Source organism: Pseudomonas cerasi, from assembly GCF_900074915.1.
Lineage (GTDB): Bacteria > Pseudomonadota > Gammaproteobacteria > Pseudomonadales > Pseudomonadaceae > Aquipseudomonas > Aquipseudomonas cerasi.
Genome location: NZ_LT222319.1, coordinates 1,438,396 through 1,456,524, shown reverse-complemented (window position 1 = coordinate 1,456,524; position 18,129 = coordinate 1,438,396). Strand labels below are relative to the sequence as shown.

16 protein-coding genes are annotated in these 18,129 nt (G+C 58.0%); 6 read left to right on the top strand and 10 right to left on the bottom strand.

Annotation, left to right across the window (positions count from 1 at the left end; translation table 11 throughout):
- Positions 1 to 44: 44 nt before the first annotated feature.
- The 9 genes from bamA to rpsB all read right to left on the bottom strand — a co-directional run bounded on the left by bamA (position 45) and on the right by rpsB (position 10,039).
- Positions 45 to 2,420 (bottom strand): outer membrane protein assembly factor BamA, encoded by a 2,376-nt coding sequence (gene bamA, locus PCPL58_RS09060; RefSeq protein ID WP_003433375.1) that lies wholly within the window; start codon positions 2,418 to 2,420, stop codon positions 45 to 47.
- Between the two features lie 74 nt (positions 2,421 to 2,494).
- Complete coding sequence (rseP, locus tag PCPL58_RS09055; protein WP_065349265.1) at positions 2,495 to 3,847, bottom strand: sigma E protease regulator RseP; 1,353 nt, start codon at positions 3,845 to 3,847, stop codon at positions 2,495 to 2,497.
- A 117-nt stretch (positions 3,848 to 3,964) separates the two neighbouring features.
- Complete coding sequence (gene ispC / locus PCPL58_RS09050; protein WP_065349264.1) at positions 3,965 to 5,155, bottom strand: 1-deoxy-D-xylulose-5-phosphate reductoisomerase; 1,191 nt, start codon at positions 5,153 to 5,155, stop codon at positions 3,965 to 3,967.
- On the bottom strand, positions 5,152 to 5,967 hold the full coding sequence (locus PCPL58_RS09045) for a phosphatidate cytidylyltransferase (RefSeq protein WP_003415535.1): 816 nt from the start codon (positions 5,965 to 5,967) through the stop codon (positions 5,152 to 5,154). Before PCPL58_RS09045 ends, ispC begins: the two co-directional genes overlap by 4 nt.
- Complete coding sequence (gene uppS / locus PCPL58_RS09040) at positions 5,967 to 6,722, bottom strand: polyprenyl diphosphate synthase (RefSeq protein ID WP_024661502.1); 756 nt, start codon at positions 6,720 to 6,722, stop codon at positions 5,967 to 5,969. The genes PCPL58_RS09045 and uppS overlap by 1 nt, the downstream gene beginning before the upstream one ends.
- Before the next feature lie 16 nt (positions 6,723 to 6,738).
- The gene (gene frr, locus PCPL58_RS09035; protein WP_003433381.1) at positions 6,739 to 7,296 is read right to left on the bottom strand and encodes a ribosome recycling factor; all 558 of its coding nucleotides are present in this window, start codon (positions 7,294 to 7,296) and stop codon (positions 6,739 to 6,741) included.
- Positions 7,296 to 8,036, bottom strand: coding sequence for a UMP kinase (gene pyrH, locus PCPL58_RS09030; protein ID WP_003364856.1), 741 nt, complete (start codon positions 8,034 to 8,036; stop codon positions 7,296 to 7,298). The genes frr and pyrH overlap by 1 nt, the downstream gene beginning before the upstream one ends.
- 205 nt (positions 8,037 to 8,241) lie before the next feature.
- A complete protein-coding gene (gene tsf, locus PCPL58_RS09025) occupies positions 8,242 to 9,105 on the bottom strand; it encodes a translation elongation factor Ts (RefSeq protein ID WP_003364858.1) in 864 nt (287 codons plus the stop codon).
- Between the two features lie 190 nt (positions 9,106 to 9,295).
- Positions 9,296 to 10,039 carry a 30S ribosomal protein S2 gene (gene rpsB, locus PCPL58_RS09020; RefSeq protein ID WP_003314293.1) on the bottom strand — a complete coding sequence of 248 codons (744 nt, stop codon included), beginning with the start codon at positions 10,037 to 10,039 and terminating at the stop codon, positions 9,296 to 9,298.
- Between the two features lie 313 nt (positions 10,040 to 10,352).
- On the opposite strand from rpsB, the gene map reads away from it, so the two are divergent.
- The 4 genes from map (at position 10,353) to PCPL58_RS09000 (ending at position 16,119) form a co-directional block, all read left to right on the top strand.
- Positions 10,353 to 11,135 carry a type I methionyl aminopeptidase gene (map, locus tag PCPL58_RS09015; RefSeq protein WP_003391089.1) on the top strand — a complete coding sequence of 261 codons (783 nt, stop codon included), beginning with the start codon at positions 10,353 to 10,355 and terminating at the stop codon, positions 11,133 to 11,135.
- Positions 11,136 to 11,200: 65 nt separating this feature from the next.
- A complete protein-coding gene (locus PCPL58_RS09010; RefSeq protein WP_003364865.1) occupies positions 11,201 to 13,897 on the top strand; it encodes a [protein-PII] uridylyltransferase in 2,697 nt (898 codons plus the stop codon).
- A 51-nt stretch (positions 13,898 to 13,948) separates the two neighbouring features.
- Positions 13,949 to 15,142 (top strand): succinyldiaminopimelate transaminase, encoded by a 1,194-nt coding sequence (gene dapC, locus PCPL58_RS09005; RefSeq protein ID WP_065349263.1) that lies wholly within the window; start codon positions 13,949 to 13,951, stop codon positions 15,140 to 15,142.
- A 131-nt stretch (positions 15,143 to 15,273) separates the two neighbouring features.
- Positions 15,274 to 16,119, top strand: a complete 846-nt coding sequence (locus PCPL58_RS09000; protein WP_065349262.1) for a matrixin family metalloprotease — start codon at positions 15,274 to 15,276, stop codon at positions 16,117 to 16,119.
- 94 nt (positions 16,120 to 16,213) lie between these two features.
- Here the strand turns inward: PCPL58_RS09000 and PCPL58_RS31365 are convergent, their stop codons facing one another.
- Entirely contained in the window at positions 16,214 to 16,444 is a 231-nt protein-coding gene (locus tag PCPL58_RS31365; protein ID WP_003314288.1) for a hypothetical protein, read from the bottom strand.
- 232 nt (positions 16,445 to 16,676) lie between these two features.
- Between PCPL58_RS31365 and PCPL58_RS08990 the strand changes: the two genes are divergently transcribed.
- Positions 16,677 to 17,024 carry an ArsC family reductase gene (locus tag PCPL58_RS08990; protein WP_003364871.1) on the top strand — a complete coding sequence of 116 codons (348 nt, stop codon included), beginning with the start codon at positions 16,677 to 16,679 and terminating at the stop codon, positions 17,022 to 17,024.
- Between the two features lie 47 nt (positions 17,025 to 17,071).
- A complete protein-coding gene (dapD, locus tag PCPL58_RS08985) occupies positions 17,072 to 18,106 on the top strand; it encodes a 2,3,4,5-tetrahydropyridine-2,6-dicarboxylate N-succinyltransferase (RefSeq protein ID WP_003364873.1) in 1,035 nt (344 codons plus the stop codon).
- Positions 18,107 to 18,129: the final 23 nt, after the last annotated feature.

Sequence of the window (18,129 nt, the reverse complement as noted above, 5' to 3'; positions counted from 1 at the left end):
ATACAACTCCTACAAAATTCGTTGCGTTATCAAAGATCAGACGCTTAAAAGGTCTGACCCAGGGAGAATTGGAAAACCTGCGTTTCGGCTTCGTCGTCCGGCTTCTTGATCGGCATCGCCAGAGCGAAGCTCAGCGGACCGAGTGCGGTGATCCAGGTGACGCCGATACCCACAGAGCTGGCCATGCCGGAAAGGTCGATGTCGTTACATTCGACTTTCTTGCCTGACGAGCTTGTTCTGGTCGAGTCGCACTTGGTATCGAAGACATTACCCACGTCCCAGAACACAGACGTACGCAGCGAGCGCTGATCCTTGACGAATGGCAGCGGGAACATGACTTCTACACCGCCCTGAACCAGGGCGTTACCGCCGAACGGCAGTGGATCCTGATCCGGGTCCGCCAATGTACCTGGCTTGGAACCATTACTTGGCGTACTGCGTGGACCAAGAGTGCTGTCCTTGAAGCCACGTACCGAGTTGAAACCGCCCGCGTAGTAGTTCTCGTAGAACGGCAGACCCGAGGTCGAACCGTATCCGTCACCGTACCCCAGCTCGGTGTGCAGACGCAGGGTGTAGTTATCGGTGATCGGATGGAAGTACTGAGCACGGTAATCCAGCTTGAAGAACGACAGGTCGCTGCCCGGCAAGGTGGATTCGAACACGAGGCTTTGCGAATGACCACGGGTCGCCAGAACGCCCTTGTTCAGAGTCGATTCAGACCAGCCAACCGAGCCCTTGAAGTTCAGGTACTTGTCGCCTTCCTTCTCGACGAAGTCAAAAATCTCGTCAACGGTGTACTTGCCGGTCTTGATTTCGTCCTGCTGCACGGTCAGGCCGTAGGTCAGGCGCGAAGTCTCGCTGATCGGGTAGCCGAGGTTGATACCGGCACCCAGGCTGTCAACCGCATAGCTTGCAACATCAACGTCGAGGTCATCGTAGTTGGTGGTGCGGTAGAACGCGCTGTAACCCAGGCTGACACCGTCCGGCGTGTAGTACGGATCGACGTAGCTGAAGTTGTAACGGCTCTGGTATTCGCTGCGGGTCAGACCGATGCTGACCTTGTTACCAGTACCCAGGAAGTTGTTCTGGCTGATCGAACCACCGAGGATCAGACCGGCGCTTTGCGCGAAGCCGACGCTGGCGGTGATCGAACCGGATGCCTGCTCTTCAACAGCGTAGTTCACATCGACCTGATCGTCGGTGCCTGGAACAGGTGGCGTCTCGACGTTGACTTCCTTGAAGAAGCCCAGACGATCCAGACGGGTTTTCGACTGGTCGATCAGGTAGGTCGATGCCCAGCCGCCTTCCATCTGACGCATTTCGCGACGCAGCACTTCGTCTTCCGACTTGGTGTTGCCGCGATAGTTGATACGGTTGACGTAGGCACGCTTGCCCGGGTCGACGACAAAGGTGATATCGACCGTGTGGTCTTCGTTGTTCGGCGTCGGCACGCCGTTGACGTTGGCGAAGGTATAGCCTTCGTTACCCAGACGACGGGTGATCAGTTCGGACGTCGTGGTCATGACCTTGCGCGAGAAGACCTGGCCCGGCTGCACCAGCAACAGGGATTTGACCTGGTCTTCAGGGACCTTGAGGTCACCGCTCAGCTTGACCGACTTGACGCTGTACTTCTCGCCTTCGTTGATGTTGACCGTGATGTACACGTTCTTCTTGTCAGGCGTGATAGACACCTGGGTCGAGGCGATATCCATGTTGATATAGCCGCGATCGAGGTAGTACGAACGCAGACGCTCAAGGTCACCCGACAGCTTTTCACGGGCGTACTTGTCATCATTCTTGAAGAACGACAGCCAGTTGCTGGTCTTGAGCTCGAACAGGTCGGTCAGGTCTTCATCGGAGAAGACCGTGTTGCCCACCACGTTGATGTGTTGAATGGAGGCTACGGTGCCTTCATTGATGTTGATCTTCAGGCCTACGCGGTTGCGCGGCTGAGGAACGACCTCGGCGTCAACCTCGGCAGAGTAACGGCCTTGGGCAACGTATTGACGTTGCAGCTCGTTACGCACACCTTCGAGGGTTGCACGCTGGAAAATCTCACCTTCGGCCAGACCGGACTGTTTCAGCCCCTTCATCAGGTCCTCGGTGGAAATGGCCTTGTTACCCTCGATTTCGATACTCGCAACCGAAGGGCGCTCGACGACATTGATGACGAGCACGTTGCCGTCGCGACCCAGCTGGATATCTTGAAAGAAACCGGTTTTAAACAGCGAACGGGTAGCATCGACCAAACGACCATCGTCCGCCTGCTCGCCTACGTTCAGCGGCAATGCACCAAAGACACTGCCGGCGGATACCCGCTGCAGGCCGTTGACACGGATATCGGAGATGGTGAAGGACTCGGCGTGAACTTCAGCGATCATCAGTGCGGAAAGAACCGCAGTTAGCAGCAGACGTTTCATGAAGTCCTTTCTTATTCCAACTGGCAATAAACAAACTGCCGCAAAATGCGGCAGATTCGCAACTCGGCAACGCTTTACAGTCGGCCCAGATCGTTGACCAGCGCGAGCAACATTACGCCCACTACCAGACTGATACCGATCTGCGCCCCCCAACCTTGAACCTTTTCCGAAAGGGGACGACCACGCGCCCACTCGATCAGATAAAACAGCAGATGCCCCCCGTCCAGGACGGGAATGGGCAACAGATTCAGAACACCCAGGCTAATACTCAGATAAGCGAGGAAGTTCAGAAAATCTCCGATGCCCGACTGGGCCGAAGCGCCCGCCACTTTAGCAATGGTTATCGGTCCACTCAAGTTTTTTACCGAGAGCTCGCCGAACAACATTTTCTTCAGCGAGTCCAGGGTCAGCACACTCATGTTCCAGGTGCGCTTCACACCCTCGGCCATCGCCGCGAAAGGCCCGTAACTGACCTCGCGCAGCATTTCCGGTGGCCAATCGACAGCTTTCACACCAGCACCGAGGTAACCCGCGGCAGCCTTGCCCTCGTCCTTGGCCGCGAGAGTCACCGGCACGTCCATCTGCACGCCGTCGCGCTCGATGCGCAGCGAAATCTTCGCCTCAGGACGCTCGCGTACCCGATCGACAACCTGTTGCCACTCATTGAGCGGCTGACCGTCCATCGAAACCAGGCGATCACCTGTTTTAAGCCCCGCGCTCTGCGCTGGACCTTTCGGATCGATTTCTGCCAGCACCGGCAACAGCGCGGGACGCCACGGACGAATACCCAGCGACTTGATCGGATCAGGCTCTTCTGCGCCCCTCAGCCAGTCATTGAGTACCAGCTCACGCGAGGTGTCGACCGTAGAACCCTGATCCCTGACCTTCAAAGCGATAGTACCGCTTTCACCCAGACGACGGACCAGCTGCAGGTTGACCCCGGCCCAACCAGAAGTAGGCTCGCCATCGACAGCGACGATTTCCTGTCCAGCCGTCAGGCCAGCCTGCTGGGCGATACTTCCGGCCTCCACTGCGCCGATAACCGGACGCACCTGCTCACTGCCCATAATCGCCAGCACCCAGAAAAATGCGATGGCGAGAAGGAAGTTGGCTGTCGGGCCGGCGATCACGATGGCGATGCGCTGCCCTACTGTCTTGCGATTGAACGATTGGTCAGCGAGCTCGGGCGGAACATTACCCTCGCGCTCGTCGAGCATTTTCACATAGCCGCCCAGAGGGATGGCAGCCACCACGTATTCTGTGCCCTGACGGTCATGCCAGCGCAGCAGAGGCGTGCCGAAGCCTACTGAAAAACGCAGCACTTTGACGCCACAACGACGCGCCACCCAGAAGTGGCCGAATTCGTGGAAGGTCACCAGCACGCTCAGCGCAATCAGGGTGCCGAGAATCATGTATAAAGCGCTCATCAGTCTTCTCCGGGTACCGACTGGTCGGCCAGTGTGTTAATCATTGCAGGCCTTCAGGCCCGCCGTTGACGCACCACATCAACCCTTTCACTCACACCCTGACGGGTTTTCAGGTCGCTATCGCCCGTGCCTCTCAAGCCACTGGCCTGCCAGCAAACGCGCCTTCGCGTCAGCTGCGAACACCGCATCCAGCCCTTCGACCGCAGTGACAGGCTCGTGATCGAGAACCTCCTCGATAATACCGGCGATTTCCAGGTAGCGGATACGCCCTTCGAGGAATGCCGCAACGGCCACTTCATTGGCCGCGTTGAGCATGGCAGGTGCACTGCCCCCAGCCTCCGCCGCCTGTCGGGCCAGCCGCAGACAAGGGAAACGTTCCTCGTCCGGCGCCTGAAAATCAAGCTGGCCGATACGAAACAGATCCAGTGGCGCAACGCCAGAGTCTACACGTGCAGGCCATGCCAGTGCATTGGCGATGGGGGTACGCATGTCGGGATTTCCCAATTGAGCCAGCACCGAGCCATCGACATAATCGACCAGCGAGTGGATCACGCTTTGCGGGTGAATGACCACCTCGACCTGATCCGGACGCGCATCGAACAGCCAGCAGGCTTCGATCAGCTCGAGCCCCTTGTTCATCATGGTTGCCGAATCGACGGAGATCTTGCGCCCCATCGACCAGACCGGATGGGCACAGGCCTGCTCTGGCGTAACATTCTGCAACTGCTCCAGCGGCGTTTCGCGGAACGGTCCGCCCGAGGCAGTCAGCATGATCCGCCGGACACCGACGGCACCCAGCCCGCGGGCGAAGTCGCCGGGCAGGCACTGGAAGATCGCATTGTGTTCGCTGTCGATGGGCAAAAGCACAGCGCCATTTTGCCGAACAGCCTGCATGAACAGGGCGCCGGACATGACCAGCGCTTCCTTGTTGGCCAGCAATACCTTCTTGCCCGCTTCCACCGCAGCCAGCGTCGGACGCAAGCCGGCAGCCCCGACAATGGCGGCCATGACCGCATCGACCCGTGGGTCAGCGGCCACTTCGCACAAACCGCCCTCGCCGACCAGCACCCGGGTATCGAGCCCGGCAGCCGCCAGGTCATCCTGCAGTTTGCGGGCGACCACCTGATCAGGCACTACGGCGTATTGCGGCGTGTGCCTGATGCACAAGGCCAGCAGTTCGTTCAGACGGCTGAAGCCGGTGAGCGCGAACACTTGATAAAGCGCTGGATGACGGGCAACGACATCCAGAGTGCTCAGTCCAATGGAACCGGTTGCACCCAGAATGGTAATTTGTTGCGGCCCACTCACATGACACCCCAGTCAGCGGCCCAGAGCAGAACGGCAAATACCGGGATGGCCGCCGTGAGGCTGTCGATACGGTCCAGCACCCCGCCGTGGCCAGGCAACAGATTGCTGCTGTCCTTGACCCCGGACTGGCGCTTGAACATGCTTTCGGTCAGGTCGCCAATCACCGAGATGAATACGATCACCGCTGCGCCGAAGAGCGCCGCAATGAACTGCGCAACCGTCCAGTCGCGGGAAAAGCCCACTGCTGCCGTGATGCCCAGACTGACCACCAGACCGCCATATACGCCCTCCCAGCTCTTGCCAGGGCTCACCTTGGGCGCAAGCTTGCGCTTGCCAAAGGCCTTGCCGGAGAAATAAGCACCAATGTCGGCGGCCCAGACCAGCACCATTACCGACAGAATCAGCCAGTTACCCAGCGGCCATTGCTTGATCAGAACCAGACCCTGCCATGCAGGCAGCAGAATCAGAAGACCGATGACCAGCTTGCACGCTGCACTTGCCCAGTGACTGCTCGAGTCCGGATAGGTAAGGACCAGAAAGGTCGCAACGCCCCACCAGATGACTGCGGCAACCAGCACCCAGGGCTCGAGCCCCGGCAGCAGGTACATGAGAAAAAGCAGAACAGCGACCACAGCTGCATAGCCGATACGCATCGACTGTGCGGCAAAACCTGCGAGTCGTGCCCATTCCCAGGCACCCAGAACCACGACCACCCCGATGAACAGGGCGAAGTACATGCCGGTCAGCAGGAAAAACCCGCACAAGGCGATCGGCAACAGAATGAGTGCCGTGATGATCCGTTGTTTCAGCATTAAGCCCGGGCTCCAGCTTCTACCTGTTCGCTGGTTTTACCGAAGCGACGTTGGCGAGAAGCGAAATCTGCCAGCGCAGCGCGCATGGCATCGTGTTTGAAGTCCGGCCAGAACAGGTCGGAGAAGTACAGCTCGGCGTAGGCCAGCTGCCAAAGCAGGAAGTTGCTGATGCGGTGCTCACCGCCGGTGCGGATGCACAGATCCGGCAACGGCAGGTCGCCGGTGGCCAGACAGGTCTGCAACAACTGGGGAGTAATGTCCTCCGGCTGCAGATGTCCGGCCTGAACCTCACGCGCCAGCCGCTGGGCGGCCTGCGCGATGTCCCACTGCCCACCGTAGTTGGCAGCGATCTGCAGCACGAAGCGGCTGTTGCCGGAGGTGCGCACTTCCGCCTCGCGCATGGCCGCCTGAAGTTCAGGGTGAAAGCGCGAGCGGTCGCCGATGATACGCAGGCTGATCTCGTTTTCGTTCAGGCGCTTGGTTTCACGGCGCAGCGCCGTGAAAAACAGCTCCATCAGCGCACCCACCTCTTCGGCCGGGCGCTGCCAGTTTTCACTGGAAAACGCGAACAGTGTCAGCACTTCGACCCGGGCTTCAGCGCAGACCTCGATAACGGCCCGCACAGCATCGACACCCGCCTTGTGGCCTGCAACGCCTGGCAGCAGGCGCTTCTTGGCCCAGCGATTATTACCATCCATGATAATCGCGACATGGCGCGGCACCGAGGGCGTCACGGCCGGTTTTATCTTTTCCATGAAAGCGTCCGAAACCTTAAACAGCCATCAGATCGGCTTCTTTCTGCTTGACCGCAACTTCGATTTCCGCCACGAACTTGTCAGTCAGCTTCTGTATGTCGTCAGCCGCACGACGCTCTTCGTCTTCGCTGATTTCCTTCTCCTTGACCAGGTCTTTCAACTGGCTCAAGGCGTCACGGCGAATGTTACGGACGGCCACACGGGCATCTTCTGCGGCATCACGCGCCTGCTTGGTGAAGCCCTTACGGGTTTCTTCGGTCAGCGCCGGCATGGAGATCAGCAGCAACTCACCCAGGTTGGTCGGGTTGAAACCCAGACCGGAGCTCTGGATGGCCTTGTCGACAGCGGCCAGCATGTTGCGCTCGAACGCTACGACCTGAAGGGTACGCGAGTCCTTGACGGTGACGTTGGCCACCTGGCTGAGCGGGGTATCGGCACCGTAGTAAGGAACCATGACTCCACCGAGGATGCTCGGATGCGCTTTGCCGGTACGGATACGGGTGAACGCATGGGTCAGCGATTCCAGACTCTTCTGCATGCGGGTCTGAGCGTCTTTCTTGATTTCGTTGATCATTATTGTGCTTCCTCGATCAGGGTCCCTTCAGCGCCACCATGGACGATATTCAGAAGAGCACCCGGCTTGTTCATGTTGAAGACGCGCAATGGCATCTTGTGATCGCGACACAGGCAGATTGCGGTCAGATCCATCACACCCAGCTTGCGATCCAGCACTTCATCGTAGGTCAGATGATCGAACTTCTCGGCATTCGGGTCCTTGAACGGATCTGCAGTGTAGACACCATCCACCTTGGTGGCCTTGAGCACTACATCGGCGTCGATCTCGATCGCTCGCAGGCAGGCAGCCGAGTCGGTCGTAAAGAACGGATTACCAGTGCCGGCAGCAAAAATCACCACTTCCTTCGAGCTGAGATGGCGCATGGCCTTGCGGCGGTCGTAATGATCGGTCACGCCTACCATGGAAATGGCCGACATCACGATGGCGGTGATATTAGCGCGCTCCAGCGCATCGCGCATTGCCAGGGCGTTCATCACAGTGGCCAGCATGCCCATGTGATCGCCTGTCACCCGATCCATGCCCGCAGCACTCAAGGCCGCGCCACGAAACAGGTTGCCGCCGCCGATCACCAGACCGACCTGAACGCCGATACCGACCAGCTGGCCGACTTCCAGCGCCATGCGATCCAGCACCTTGGGATCGATGCCGAACTCTTCCGAGCCCATGAGGGCCTCACCGCTAAGCTTGAGTAGAATGCGTTTATAGCGAGCCTGATAACCACTGCCCTGCTGAGCCATTGCGAATCTCTCCTGCGGCGTTTTCTGAAAAAAATCTGTGCGGGCTATTTCAAGCCTGCGCTTACTTTAGCTTGACGCTTTGCGCGCGTCGGGAGAATGCAGCCTTGTGAGCACAATCTCCAAGGAAAATTTCCCTTTCTCTTTCGACAAAGAGGCCGCACGCGTGAGCGGGCAGCCTCTTTGGGGCGACAGTTGAAAAACCGTCTTACTGCTTGGCGGCAGCCAGTTGAGCAGCCACTTCGTCAGCGAAGTTATCAACTGGCTTCTCGATGCCGTCGCCTACTTTGAAGTAGGTGAAGGAAACGATTTCAGCGCCGGCTTTCTTGGCCAGATCACCGACCTTGACTTCCGGGTTCTTGACGAAGGCTTGCTCGACCAGGCTGGCTTCTGCCAGGAACTTGGTGATACGACCGCCAACCATTTTCTCAACGATGTCAGCCGGCTTGCCTTTGATCTTGTCTTCGTTCAGTTGCAGGAAGACATTCTTCTCGCGCTCGATCGCTTCAGCAGACACTTCCGAAGGGAACAGGAACTCAGGGTTGCTTGCCGCTACGTGCATGGCGATATCTTTGGCCAGCTCGACGTCGCCACCCTTGAGGGTAACAACTACGCCGATCTTGTTGCCGTGCAGGTAAGTACCTACAACATCACCTTCGATACGCTTCAGGCGACGGATGTTGACGTTTTCGCCAACCTTGCCGACCAGTACCAAACGTGCAGCTTCCTGAGCTTCGATCAACGGAGCGGCATCAGTCATCTTGTCAGCGAAGGCTTTTTCGACGCTTGCAGCAACGAAAGCCTTGAAGTCGTCTTGCAGGGCCAGGAAGTCGGTCTGCGAGTTGACTTCGATGATGACAGCGGCTTTACCGTCGTCCTTGATGGCGATAGCGCCTTCAGCAGCCACGTTACCTGCTTTCTTGGCGGCCTTGATGGCGCCGGAAGCACGCATATCGTCGATTGCTTTTTCGATGTCGCCGCCAGCCTTGGTCAAGGCCTTTTTGCAATCCATCATGCCTTCGCCGGTACGCTCGCGCAGTTCTTTGACCAACGCTGCAGTAATCTCTGCCATTTCAAAATCCTCTTGGATAGGTCTTCAACCATTCCACCCGACAGGCCGGGCGTGCAATTCTTGAAAAATCAGGGTGGCAGCAACACATGACAGCGAGGTCATGGTTACAGACCGACAAATCATTTCCTAGGTGGCAAAAAGGGGGCTAAGCCCCCTTTTCGCGTACTGAGTAAACGCCAGGCGTTTGTACTCAGCCTTCTACAGCAGCTGCAGCTGGAGCTTCTTCGACGAAAACGTCGGTGCCGCCAGCAACATTGTTACGACCACGGATAACAGCATCAGCCATCGAACCCATGTACAGCTGGATGGCGCGGATTGCGTCATCGTTGCCCGGGATGATGTAGTCAACGCCTTCCGGGCTGCTGTTGGTATCGACGACGCCGATAACCGGGATGCCCAGCTTGTTGGCTTCGGTGATCGCGATGCGCTCGTGATCAACGTCGATGACGAACAGAGCGTCCGGCAGACCGCCCATGTCCTTGATACCACCCAGGCTGCGATCCAGTTTTTCCAGATCACGGGTACGCATCAGGGCTTCTTTCTTGGTCAGCTTGGCGAAAGTACCGTCTTCAGCCTGTACTTCCAGCTCACGCAGACGTTTGATCGACTGACGGATGGTCTTGAAGTTGGTCAGCATGCCGCCCAACCAGCGATGGTCGACGTACGGCGAACCGCAACGTGCTGCTTCTTCAGCAACGATCTTGCCAGCGGAACGCTTGGTGCCGACGAACAGAATCTTGTTTTTGCCCGAAGCCAGGCGCTCAACGAAAGTCAGAGCTTCGTTGAACATAGGCAGGGTTTTTTCAAGGTTGATGATGTGAATCTTGTTACGCGCGCCGAAAATGTACTTACCCATTTTCGGATTCCAGTAACGGGTCTGGTGGCCGAAGTGGCAACCAGCCTTCAGCATATCGCGCATATTGACTTGGGACATAAATAGTTCCTTGATAAGTCGGGTTAGGCCTCCACGTATCCCAATGACCAACCAATGGCATCTGCCAAGGGCACCCAGGTCATCGTGTCGACACGTGTGTGGGTTTGTGCTTCAAGGACGGACCTTGGAAAGCGGCGCATTTTATATCATAAAAGGGAAGAGAACGGAACTCCCATCAAGTGCTTGTTTTGCGGTGACTTTGCAGCTTCATGGACAGCCTATAGAAGGAAGCGATGATTACCCGGCACCGGCGGTCTGATAGAATTGCGCCTTTGCGCACCAACCGCGTGCCTGCCACGCCGAGAGAATTCGTATGACCATCACCCTCAAAACCCCGGAAGACATCGAAAAGATGCGCATCGCCGGTCGCCTGGCCGCCGATGTTCTGGAAATGATAGCGCCGCACGTCAAGCCCGGTGTGACCACCGAAGAGCTGGACCGCCTCTGCCACGACTATATCGTCAACGAACAGAAGGCGATCCCGGCCCCGCTGAACTACAAGGGCTTCCCCAAGTCGATCTGCACCTCGATCAACCAGGTGGTCTGCCACGGCATCCCGAGCGACAAGAAGCTGAAGGACGGTGACTCGCTGAACATCGACGTCACTGTCATCAAGGACGGCTACCATGGCGACACCAGCAGGATGTTCCATGTCGGCACCGTTCCGGTATGGGCCGAGCGCCTGTCGAAGGTGACTCAGGAGTGCCTGTACAAGGCCATCGAAATCGTCAAGCCCGGCACGCGCCTGGGGGACATCGGTGCCGTCATCCAGAAACACGCTGAAAAGAACGGTTTCTCCGTGGTTCGCGAGTTCTGTGGTCATGGCATCGGCAAGGTGTTTCATGAAGAGCCGCAGGTCATGCACTTTGGCGAGGCCGGAACCGGTATCGAACTGCAGGAAGGCATGACCTTCACCATCGAGCCGATGATCAACCAAGGGCGCCCTGAAACCAAGATCCTCGGCGATGGCTGGACGGCGATCACCAAGGATCGCAAGCTCTCGGCGCAATGGGAGCACACGCTGCTGGTGACCGCCGACGGTTACGAAATCTTCACCTTGCGCAGCGACGACACCATTGCCCAAAAGGCTCCCTGACCCGAGTCTGCCCGGCTGAACCCACGCCCGTCACTTGCACAGCCCGACACGAGGAATACTGCTCAATGCCGCAAGTAGATCCAGACTTGTTCGATCGTGGCCAGTTCCAGGCCGAACTGGCCTTGAAAGCCAGCCCCATCGCTGCGTTCAAGAAGGCCATCCGCAAAGCGAGAGACGTCCTTGATGAGCGCTTCCGGTCGGGCCGTGACATTCGACGACTGATCGAGGACCGGGCATGGTTTGTCGATAACATCCTGCAAAAGGCCTGGGATCAGTTCGAATGGAGTGAAGACGCCGACATCGCGCTCCTGGCGGTGGGTGGGTACGGCCGCGGCGAGCTGCACCCGTACTCGGACATCGATCTGCTGATCCTGCTGGACAGCGACGACCACGAAGTTTTCCGCGAACCCATCGAGCGGTTTCTGACGCTGCTGTGGGACATCGGCCTGGAAGTCGGACAGAGCGTACGCTCGGTCAACGAATGCGCACAGGAAGGCCGCGCCGACCTGACCGTGATCACCAATCTGATGGAAAGCCGCACCATCGCCGGCCCCGAGCATCTGCGCCAGCGCATGCTGGAAGTCACCAGCACCGAGCACATGTGGCCAAGCAAGGAGTTCTTCCTCGCCAAGCACGCGGAACAGAAAAAACGTCACCACAAGTACAACGACACCGAATACAACCTGGAACCCAACGTCAAGGGTTCTCCAGGCGGCCTGCGCGATATTCAGACCATCCTCTGGGTAGCGCGACGCCAGTACGGCACGCTGAACCTGCATGCGCTGGCAGGCGAAGGCTTCCTGCTGGGCAGCGAAAACGCCCTGCTCGCCTCCTCTCAGGAGTTTTTGTGGAAGGTGCGTTACGCGCTGCACATGCTGGCCGGACGCTCCGAGGACCGGCTTCTGTTCGATTATCAGGTACGCATCGCCGGCTTGCTGGGCTATGAAGACAACGATGCCAAGCTGGCCATAGAGCGCTTCATGCAGAAGTACTACCGAGTGGTCATGAGCATCGCCGAACTCAGCGATCTGATCATCCAGCATTTCGAAGAAGTGATTCTTTCCGACGACAGCGGTACGGCACAGCCGATCAATTCACGCTTTCAGTTGCACGACGGCTATATAGAAGCTACCCACCCGAACGTCTTCAAGCGCACCCCGTTTGCCATGATCGAAATCTTCGTGCTCATGGCCCAGCATCCGGAAATAAAGGGTGTGCGTGCCGACACCATTCGTTTGCTGCGTGAACATCGTCACCTGATCAACGATGACTTCCGCAACGATATTCGCAACACCAGCCTGTTCATCGAGCTGTTCAAATGCGAAATCGGCATTCATCGCAACCTGCGCCGGATGAACCGCTACGGCATTCTCGGCCTGTACCTGCCCGAGTTCGGCCATATCGTCGGCCAGATGCAGCATGACCTGTTTCACATCTATACCGTCGATGCGCACACGCTGAATCTGATCAAACACCTCCGCAAGCTGCAATACACCGAAGTGTCCGAGAAATTTCCGCTGGCCAGCAAGATCATGGGCCGTCTGCCCAAGCCGGAGTTGATCTACCTGGCCGGGCTTTATCACGACATCGGCAAGGGTCGTGGCGGTGATCACTCGGAGCTGGGCGCAATCGACGCACAGGCGTTCGGCACGCGCCATCATCTGCCTGCGTGGGACACCCGGCTTATCGTCTGGCTGGTGAGCAACCATCTGGTGATGTCGACCACCGCCCAGCGCAAGGACCTTTCCGACCCGCAGGTCATCCACGACTTTGCCCAGTTCGTGGGCGATGAAGTGCATCTGGATTACCTGTATGTGCTGACCGTCGCCGACATCAATGCGACCAATCCGACGCTCTGGAACTCGTGGCGTGCCAGCCTGCTGCGCCAGCTGTACACCGAGACCAAGCGAGCCTTGCGCCGCGGCCTGGAAAATCCGGTCGACCGCGAAGAACAGATTCGTCGCACACAGACTGCCGCGCTGGATATTCTGGTACGCAACGGCACCGATCCGGATGACGTCGAGCAGCTCTGGTCAGCGCTGGGCGACGACTATTTCCTGCGTCACACCGCAGGCGATGTGGCCTGGCATAGCGATGCAATTCTGCAGCAACCGGCCGACGGCGGTCCGCTGGTGCTGATCAAGGAGACCACGCAACGTGAATTCGAGGGCGGTACACAGATCTTCATTTACGCCCCGGATCAGCATGATTTCTTCGCGGTGACCGTGGCGGCGATGGACCAGCTGAACCTGAACATTCATGACGCGCGTATTATTACGTCCAGCAGCAAATTCACACTCGACACCTACATCGTTCTCGACCATGAAGGCGGTTCGATCGGCAACAATCCGGAGCGGATTCAGGATATCCGCGAAGGCCTGACCGAGGCCCTGCGCAACCCGGATGATTACCCGACAATCATCAAGCGCCGCGTGCCACGGCAGCTCAAGCACTTTGCTTTCGCACCGCAAGTCACCATTCACAACGACGCCCAGCGTCCGGTGACCGTACTCGAATTGCTGGCACCGGATCGCCCCGGCCTGCTGGCGCGCATCGGCAAAATTTTCCTGGAATTCGACCTGTCCCTGCAAAACGCCAAGATTGCGACGCTGGGCGAACGTGTGGAAGACGTGTTCTTCATCACCGACGCCAACAATCACCCGCTGTCCGATCCACAATTGTGCCGCCAGTTGCAGGATGCAATCGTCAAGCAACTGAGCGTCAACTCAGAGCCAGGCGGCGATTTACGGATCAGCATATGAATACTCGGTCATACGAATCGACTCAACGCAGCTCATTGAGGAACACGTTCCATGAATAACGCCATGCAACTGCTTCAGCCTTACCCGTTCGAGAAGCTGCGCGCTTTGCTGGCCGGCGTAACGCCCAATCCGGAAAAGCGTCCGGTAGCGCTGTCGATTGGCGAACCGAAGCACCGCTCCCCCGATTTCGTTGCCAAGGCGCTGGCCGACAACCTTGATCAGATGGCGGTTTACCCGACCACGCTGGGTATTCCGGCACTGCGCGAAGCCATTGCCGGCTGGTGCAGCCGTCGGTTCGACGTGCCACAGGACTGGATCGATCCGGCGCGCAATGTACTACCGGTCAATGGCACGCGCGAAGCGCTGTTCGCCTTCACCCAGACCGTGGTCAATCGCAGTGATGACGGCCTGGTGATCAGCCCGAATCCGTTTTACCAGATCTATGAAGGCGCCGCTTTTCTGGCCGGAGCCCAGCCGCACTACCTGCCATGCCTGAGCGAGAACGGTTTCAATCCCGATTTCGATGCCGTCAGCCCGGATATCTGGAAGCGTTGCCAGATCCTCTTTCTGTGCTCGCCAGGCAACCCGACCGGCGCACTGATTCCGGTTGAAACCCTGAAAAAGCTCATTGCCCTGGCTGACGAACATGACTTTGTCATTGCTGCGGACGAGTGCTACAGCGAGCTGTACTTCGACGAACAAACCCCGCCGCCGGGCCTGCTCAGCGCCTGCGTCGAGCTGGGCCGCAAGGATTTCAAACGCTGCGTGGTCTTCCACAGCCTGTCCAAGCGCTCCAATCTGCCGGGCCTGCGCTCCGGTTTTGTGGCGGGTGACGCGGAGATCCTCAAGGCCTTCCTGCTGTATCGGACCTACCACGGCTGCGCCATGCCGGTTCAGACTCAACTGGCCAGCATCGCGGCCTGGAGTGATGAGGAGCACGTACGCGCCAACCGTGATCTGTACCGCGAGAAGTTCGCTGCGGTGCTCGACATCCTGAGCCCGGTGCTCGACGTTCAGCGCCCGGACGGCGGCTTTTACCTGTGGCCGAATGTTGGTACCGATGACGCTGCATTTTGCCGCGATCTGTTCGTCGATCAGCACGTCACCGCAGTACCGGGCTCGTACCTTTCCCGCGAAGTGGACGGCGTCAACCCTGGCGCAGGCCGGGTGCGTCTGGCACTCGTGGCACCGTTGGCGGAATGCATCGAAGCGGCCGAACGTATCCGCGCCTTCCTGAGCAAGTAAAAGCCAAACCCAAAAAAATCACCCCGCCGCATGCAATGTGCGGCAGGGTAATTAGTTACCACCTCCCGCCCGCTGCGTGAACGTACTCTCAACCTTCATTTTTCATGCTTCCGGACACGGAGCGAATCACCATGAAGGCCAATCCCATGCCCGCATCCACTGCTCCCAAAGGCGGAAAATTGCCCGCATCCTGCTGCATGCGCAGCGCTGGAAATCACCAGGCTTCGTATGAAGCAGCGATTCACGAAAATCCCGCCAACGCGGCTATCAACCCTGCGTACAACTCGGAAACCGACGACACCGGCCAGCCAAGGCAGCAGGCGCGCCTGCTGGTTTCGTTCAGCAAATACTGGGCTCGCGGGCGAACCCTGAAAGTTCTTTTCCTTAAGAATCCTCCAGCCACCCTCACAGCCCCCATCGTGGAAGCGGCAAGCAAATGGCTGCCGCACATAAACCTGAAATTCGAGTTCGTGACGGACGGAGCGAGCGATATCCGAATTGGCTTCAATGAACATCTGAACTGGAGCGCCATAGGCACCGATACCCTGCTGGCCGAGCCTGATGAATCGACCATGGAGTTCAACGTCAAAGAACTGTACGCGGCTGACCTGAAACCAATGCTGGACCTGACACGTATCGTTCTGCATGAATTCGGACACGCATTGGGCGCGGTTCACGAGCATCAACATCCGCAGGCAAACATCCCCTGGAACGAACCACTGGTGCGCTCACTGCTTTCGCAAACCGGGTTGAGTGACGAAGAGATCAATACCAATTTCTTCGACAGGTACGAGGCCGCCGATTTCCACCATTCGGCTTACGATCGTGATTCGGTCATGCATTTCGATATCCCCAACGGCCTGACCCTCGGCGATTTCGAGATCATCAATGTGGGCAAGACGCTCAGCAGCAATGATATCGCCGTGATGAGCGCCATCTATGCGGACCGGAGCAACTCGAAATTCGAAACGCCCTGACAGGACAGCGTTCGAACAGGTACTGATCCTGCTGCAATCAACAGTGCGCCATACGTTTCGCACGTGTGGCGTGACCGCCTGAAAAAAGTGCTGACTATTCTCGGGTTCGCAGCTTTTCAGCCACCCAGCCGACCGCCCAACTGACAGGATCATGAGACTGCATGGGCAGCAACGGCTTTCCTTCACGGGCAGCCAGCCGGCCCTGGGCTTCGGCTTCACCGTGAATCCAGAGGGTACTTTGCTTGAATCCCTCGGCACGTTGACGTTCCCTGTAATAACGCTGCCGGACAAGCGCTTCCTGACGCTTCTTCTCTTGCTCAGACATAACGCACCCAAACTTCAAATGGCGGGTAATAATTGCCCGTAGCAGCCAGCGACTCAAGCGTGAGCGGGTGAAGTTTTCTTAATGATGGTTAGCCTTATTATCTAGTTTCCGTTCAGTCTCCGTACTGGCGCTGTCACAACACTGAACGGAATGACGTGGCATAATAGTCGGCTAAATTGCGAGGAGAGGACGTGGGGAGTATCGAGCAAGATCAGCCACCCCACCTTAAACAATGACTTACACTCTGTTTGGCATCAAAGCCTGCGACACAATGAAAAAGGCCCGTACCTGGCTCGACGAGCATTCGGCGAGCTACGAATTTCACGACTACAAGACCCAGGGCATCGACCGTGAGCACCTCGAGCAGTGGTGCAATGAACACGGATGGCAGGTTGTGCTGAACCGCGCAGGTACGACCTTTCGCAAGCTCGAAGACGGACAAAAGGCCGATCTCGACCAGGCGAAAGCCATAGAACTGATGCTCGCGCAGCCGTCCATGATCAAGCGTCCAGTGCTTGATCTGGGCAATAAAACCCTGATCGGCTTCAAGCCTGACCTGTATGCAGCGGCTTTACAGTAAGCCAGAGCGCTACTGAAAGCCCCTTGATAAAGCCACGAGGTATTTACATGTCCACCACCCTGTTCAGCCTGGCCTTCGGCGTCGGCACCCAAAATCGTCAAGGCGCATGGCTTGAAGTATTTTATGCTCAGCCTCTGATCAATCCTTCTGCGGAACTGGTCGCGGCCATCGCACCGGTTCTGGGTTACACCGGCGGCAACCAGGCAATCACCTTCAATGTCGATCTGGCCTACAAGCTGGCCGAAGCGGTCAAATCCGTGGACACGACTCAAGCCGCACTGCTGACTCGCCTGGCCGAAAGCCAGAAGCCGCTGGTCGCGACCCTGCTGGCTGAAGACGCCACACTGACGTCGACTCCCGAGGCGTACCTCAAGCTGCATCTGCTGTCGCACCGCCTGGTCAAGCCGCACGGTCTGAACCTGGCAGGCATCTTCCCCCTGCTGCCAAACGTGGCCTGGACCAGCCAGGGCGCGGTCGACCTGGTCGAACTGGCCGAGCGTCAACTCGAAGCACGCCTCAAGGGCGAGCTGCTGGAAGTATTCTCGGTCGACAAATTCCCGAAAATGACCGATTACGTTGTGCCGAGCGGCGTTCGTATCGCTGACAGCGCTCGCGTGCGTCTGGGCGCCTATATCGGCGAAGGCACGACCGTCATGCACGAAGGCTTCGTCAACTTCAATGGCGGCACCGAAGGCCCGGGCATGATCGAAGGCCGCGTTTCCGCCGGCGTATTCGTCGGCAAGGGTTCGGATCTGGGCGGCGGCTGCTCGACCATGGGTACGCTGTCCGGTGGCGGCAACATCGTCATCAAGGTCGGTGAAGGCTGCCTGATTGGCGCCAACGCCGGCATCGGCATCCCGTTGGGTGATCGCAACACCGTGGAGTCGGGTCTGTATGTGACCGCAGGTACCAAGGTCGCGCTGCTCGACGAAAACAATGAGCTGGTCAAGATCGTCAAGGCCCGTGAGCTGGCAGGTCAGACAGACCTGCTGTTCCGTCGCAACTCTCAGACCGGCGCAGTGGAATGCAAAACCCACAAGTCGGCCATAGAGCTGAACGAAGCACTGCACGCTCATAACTGATGCTGTGTGCGGGTTCGAGGCCG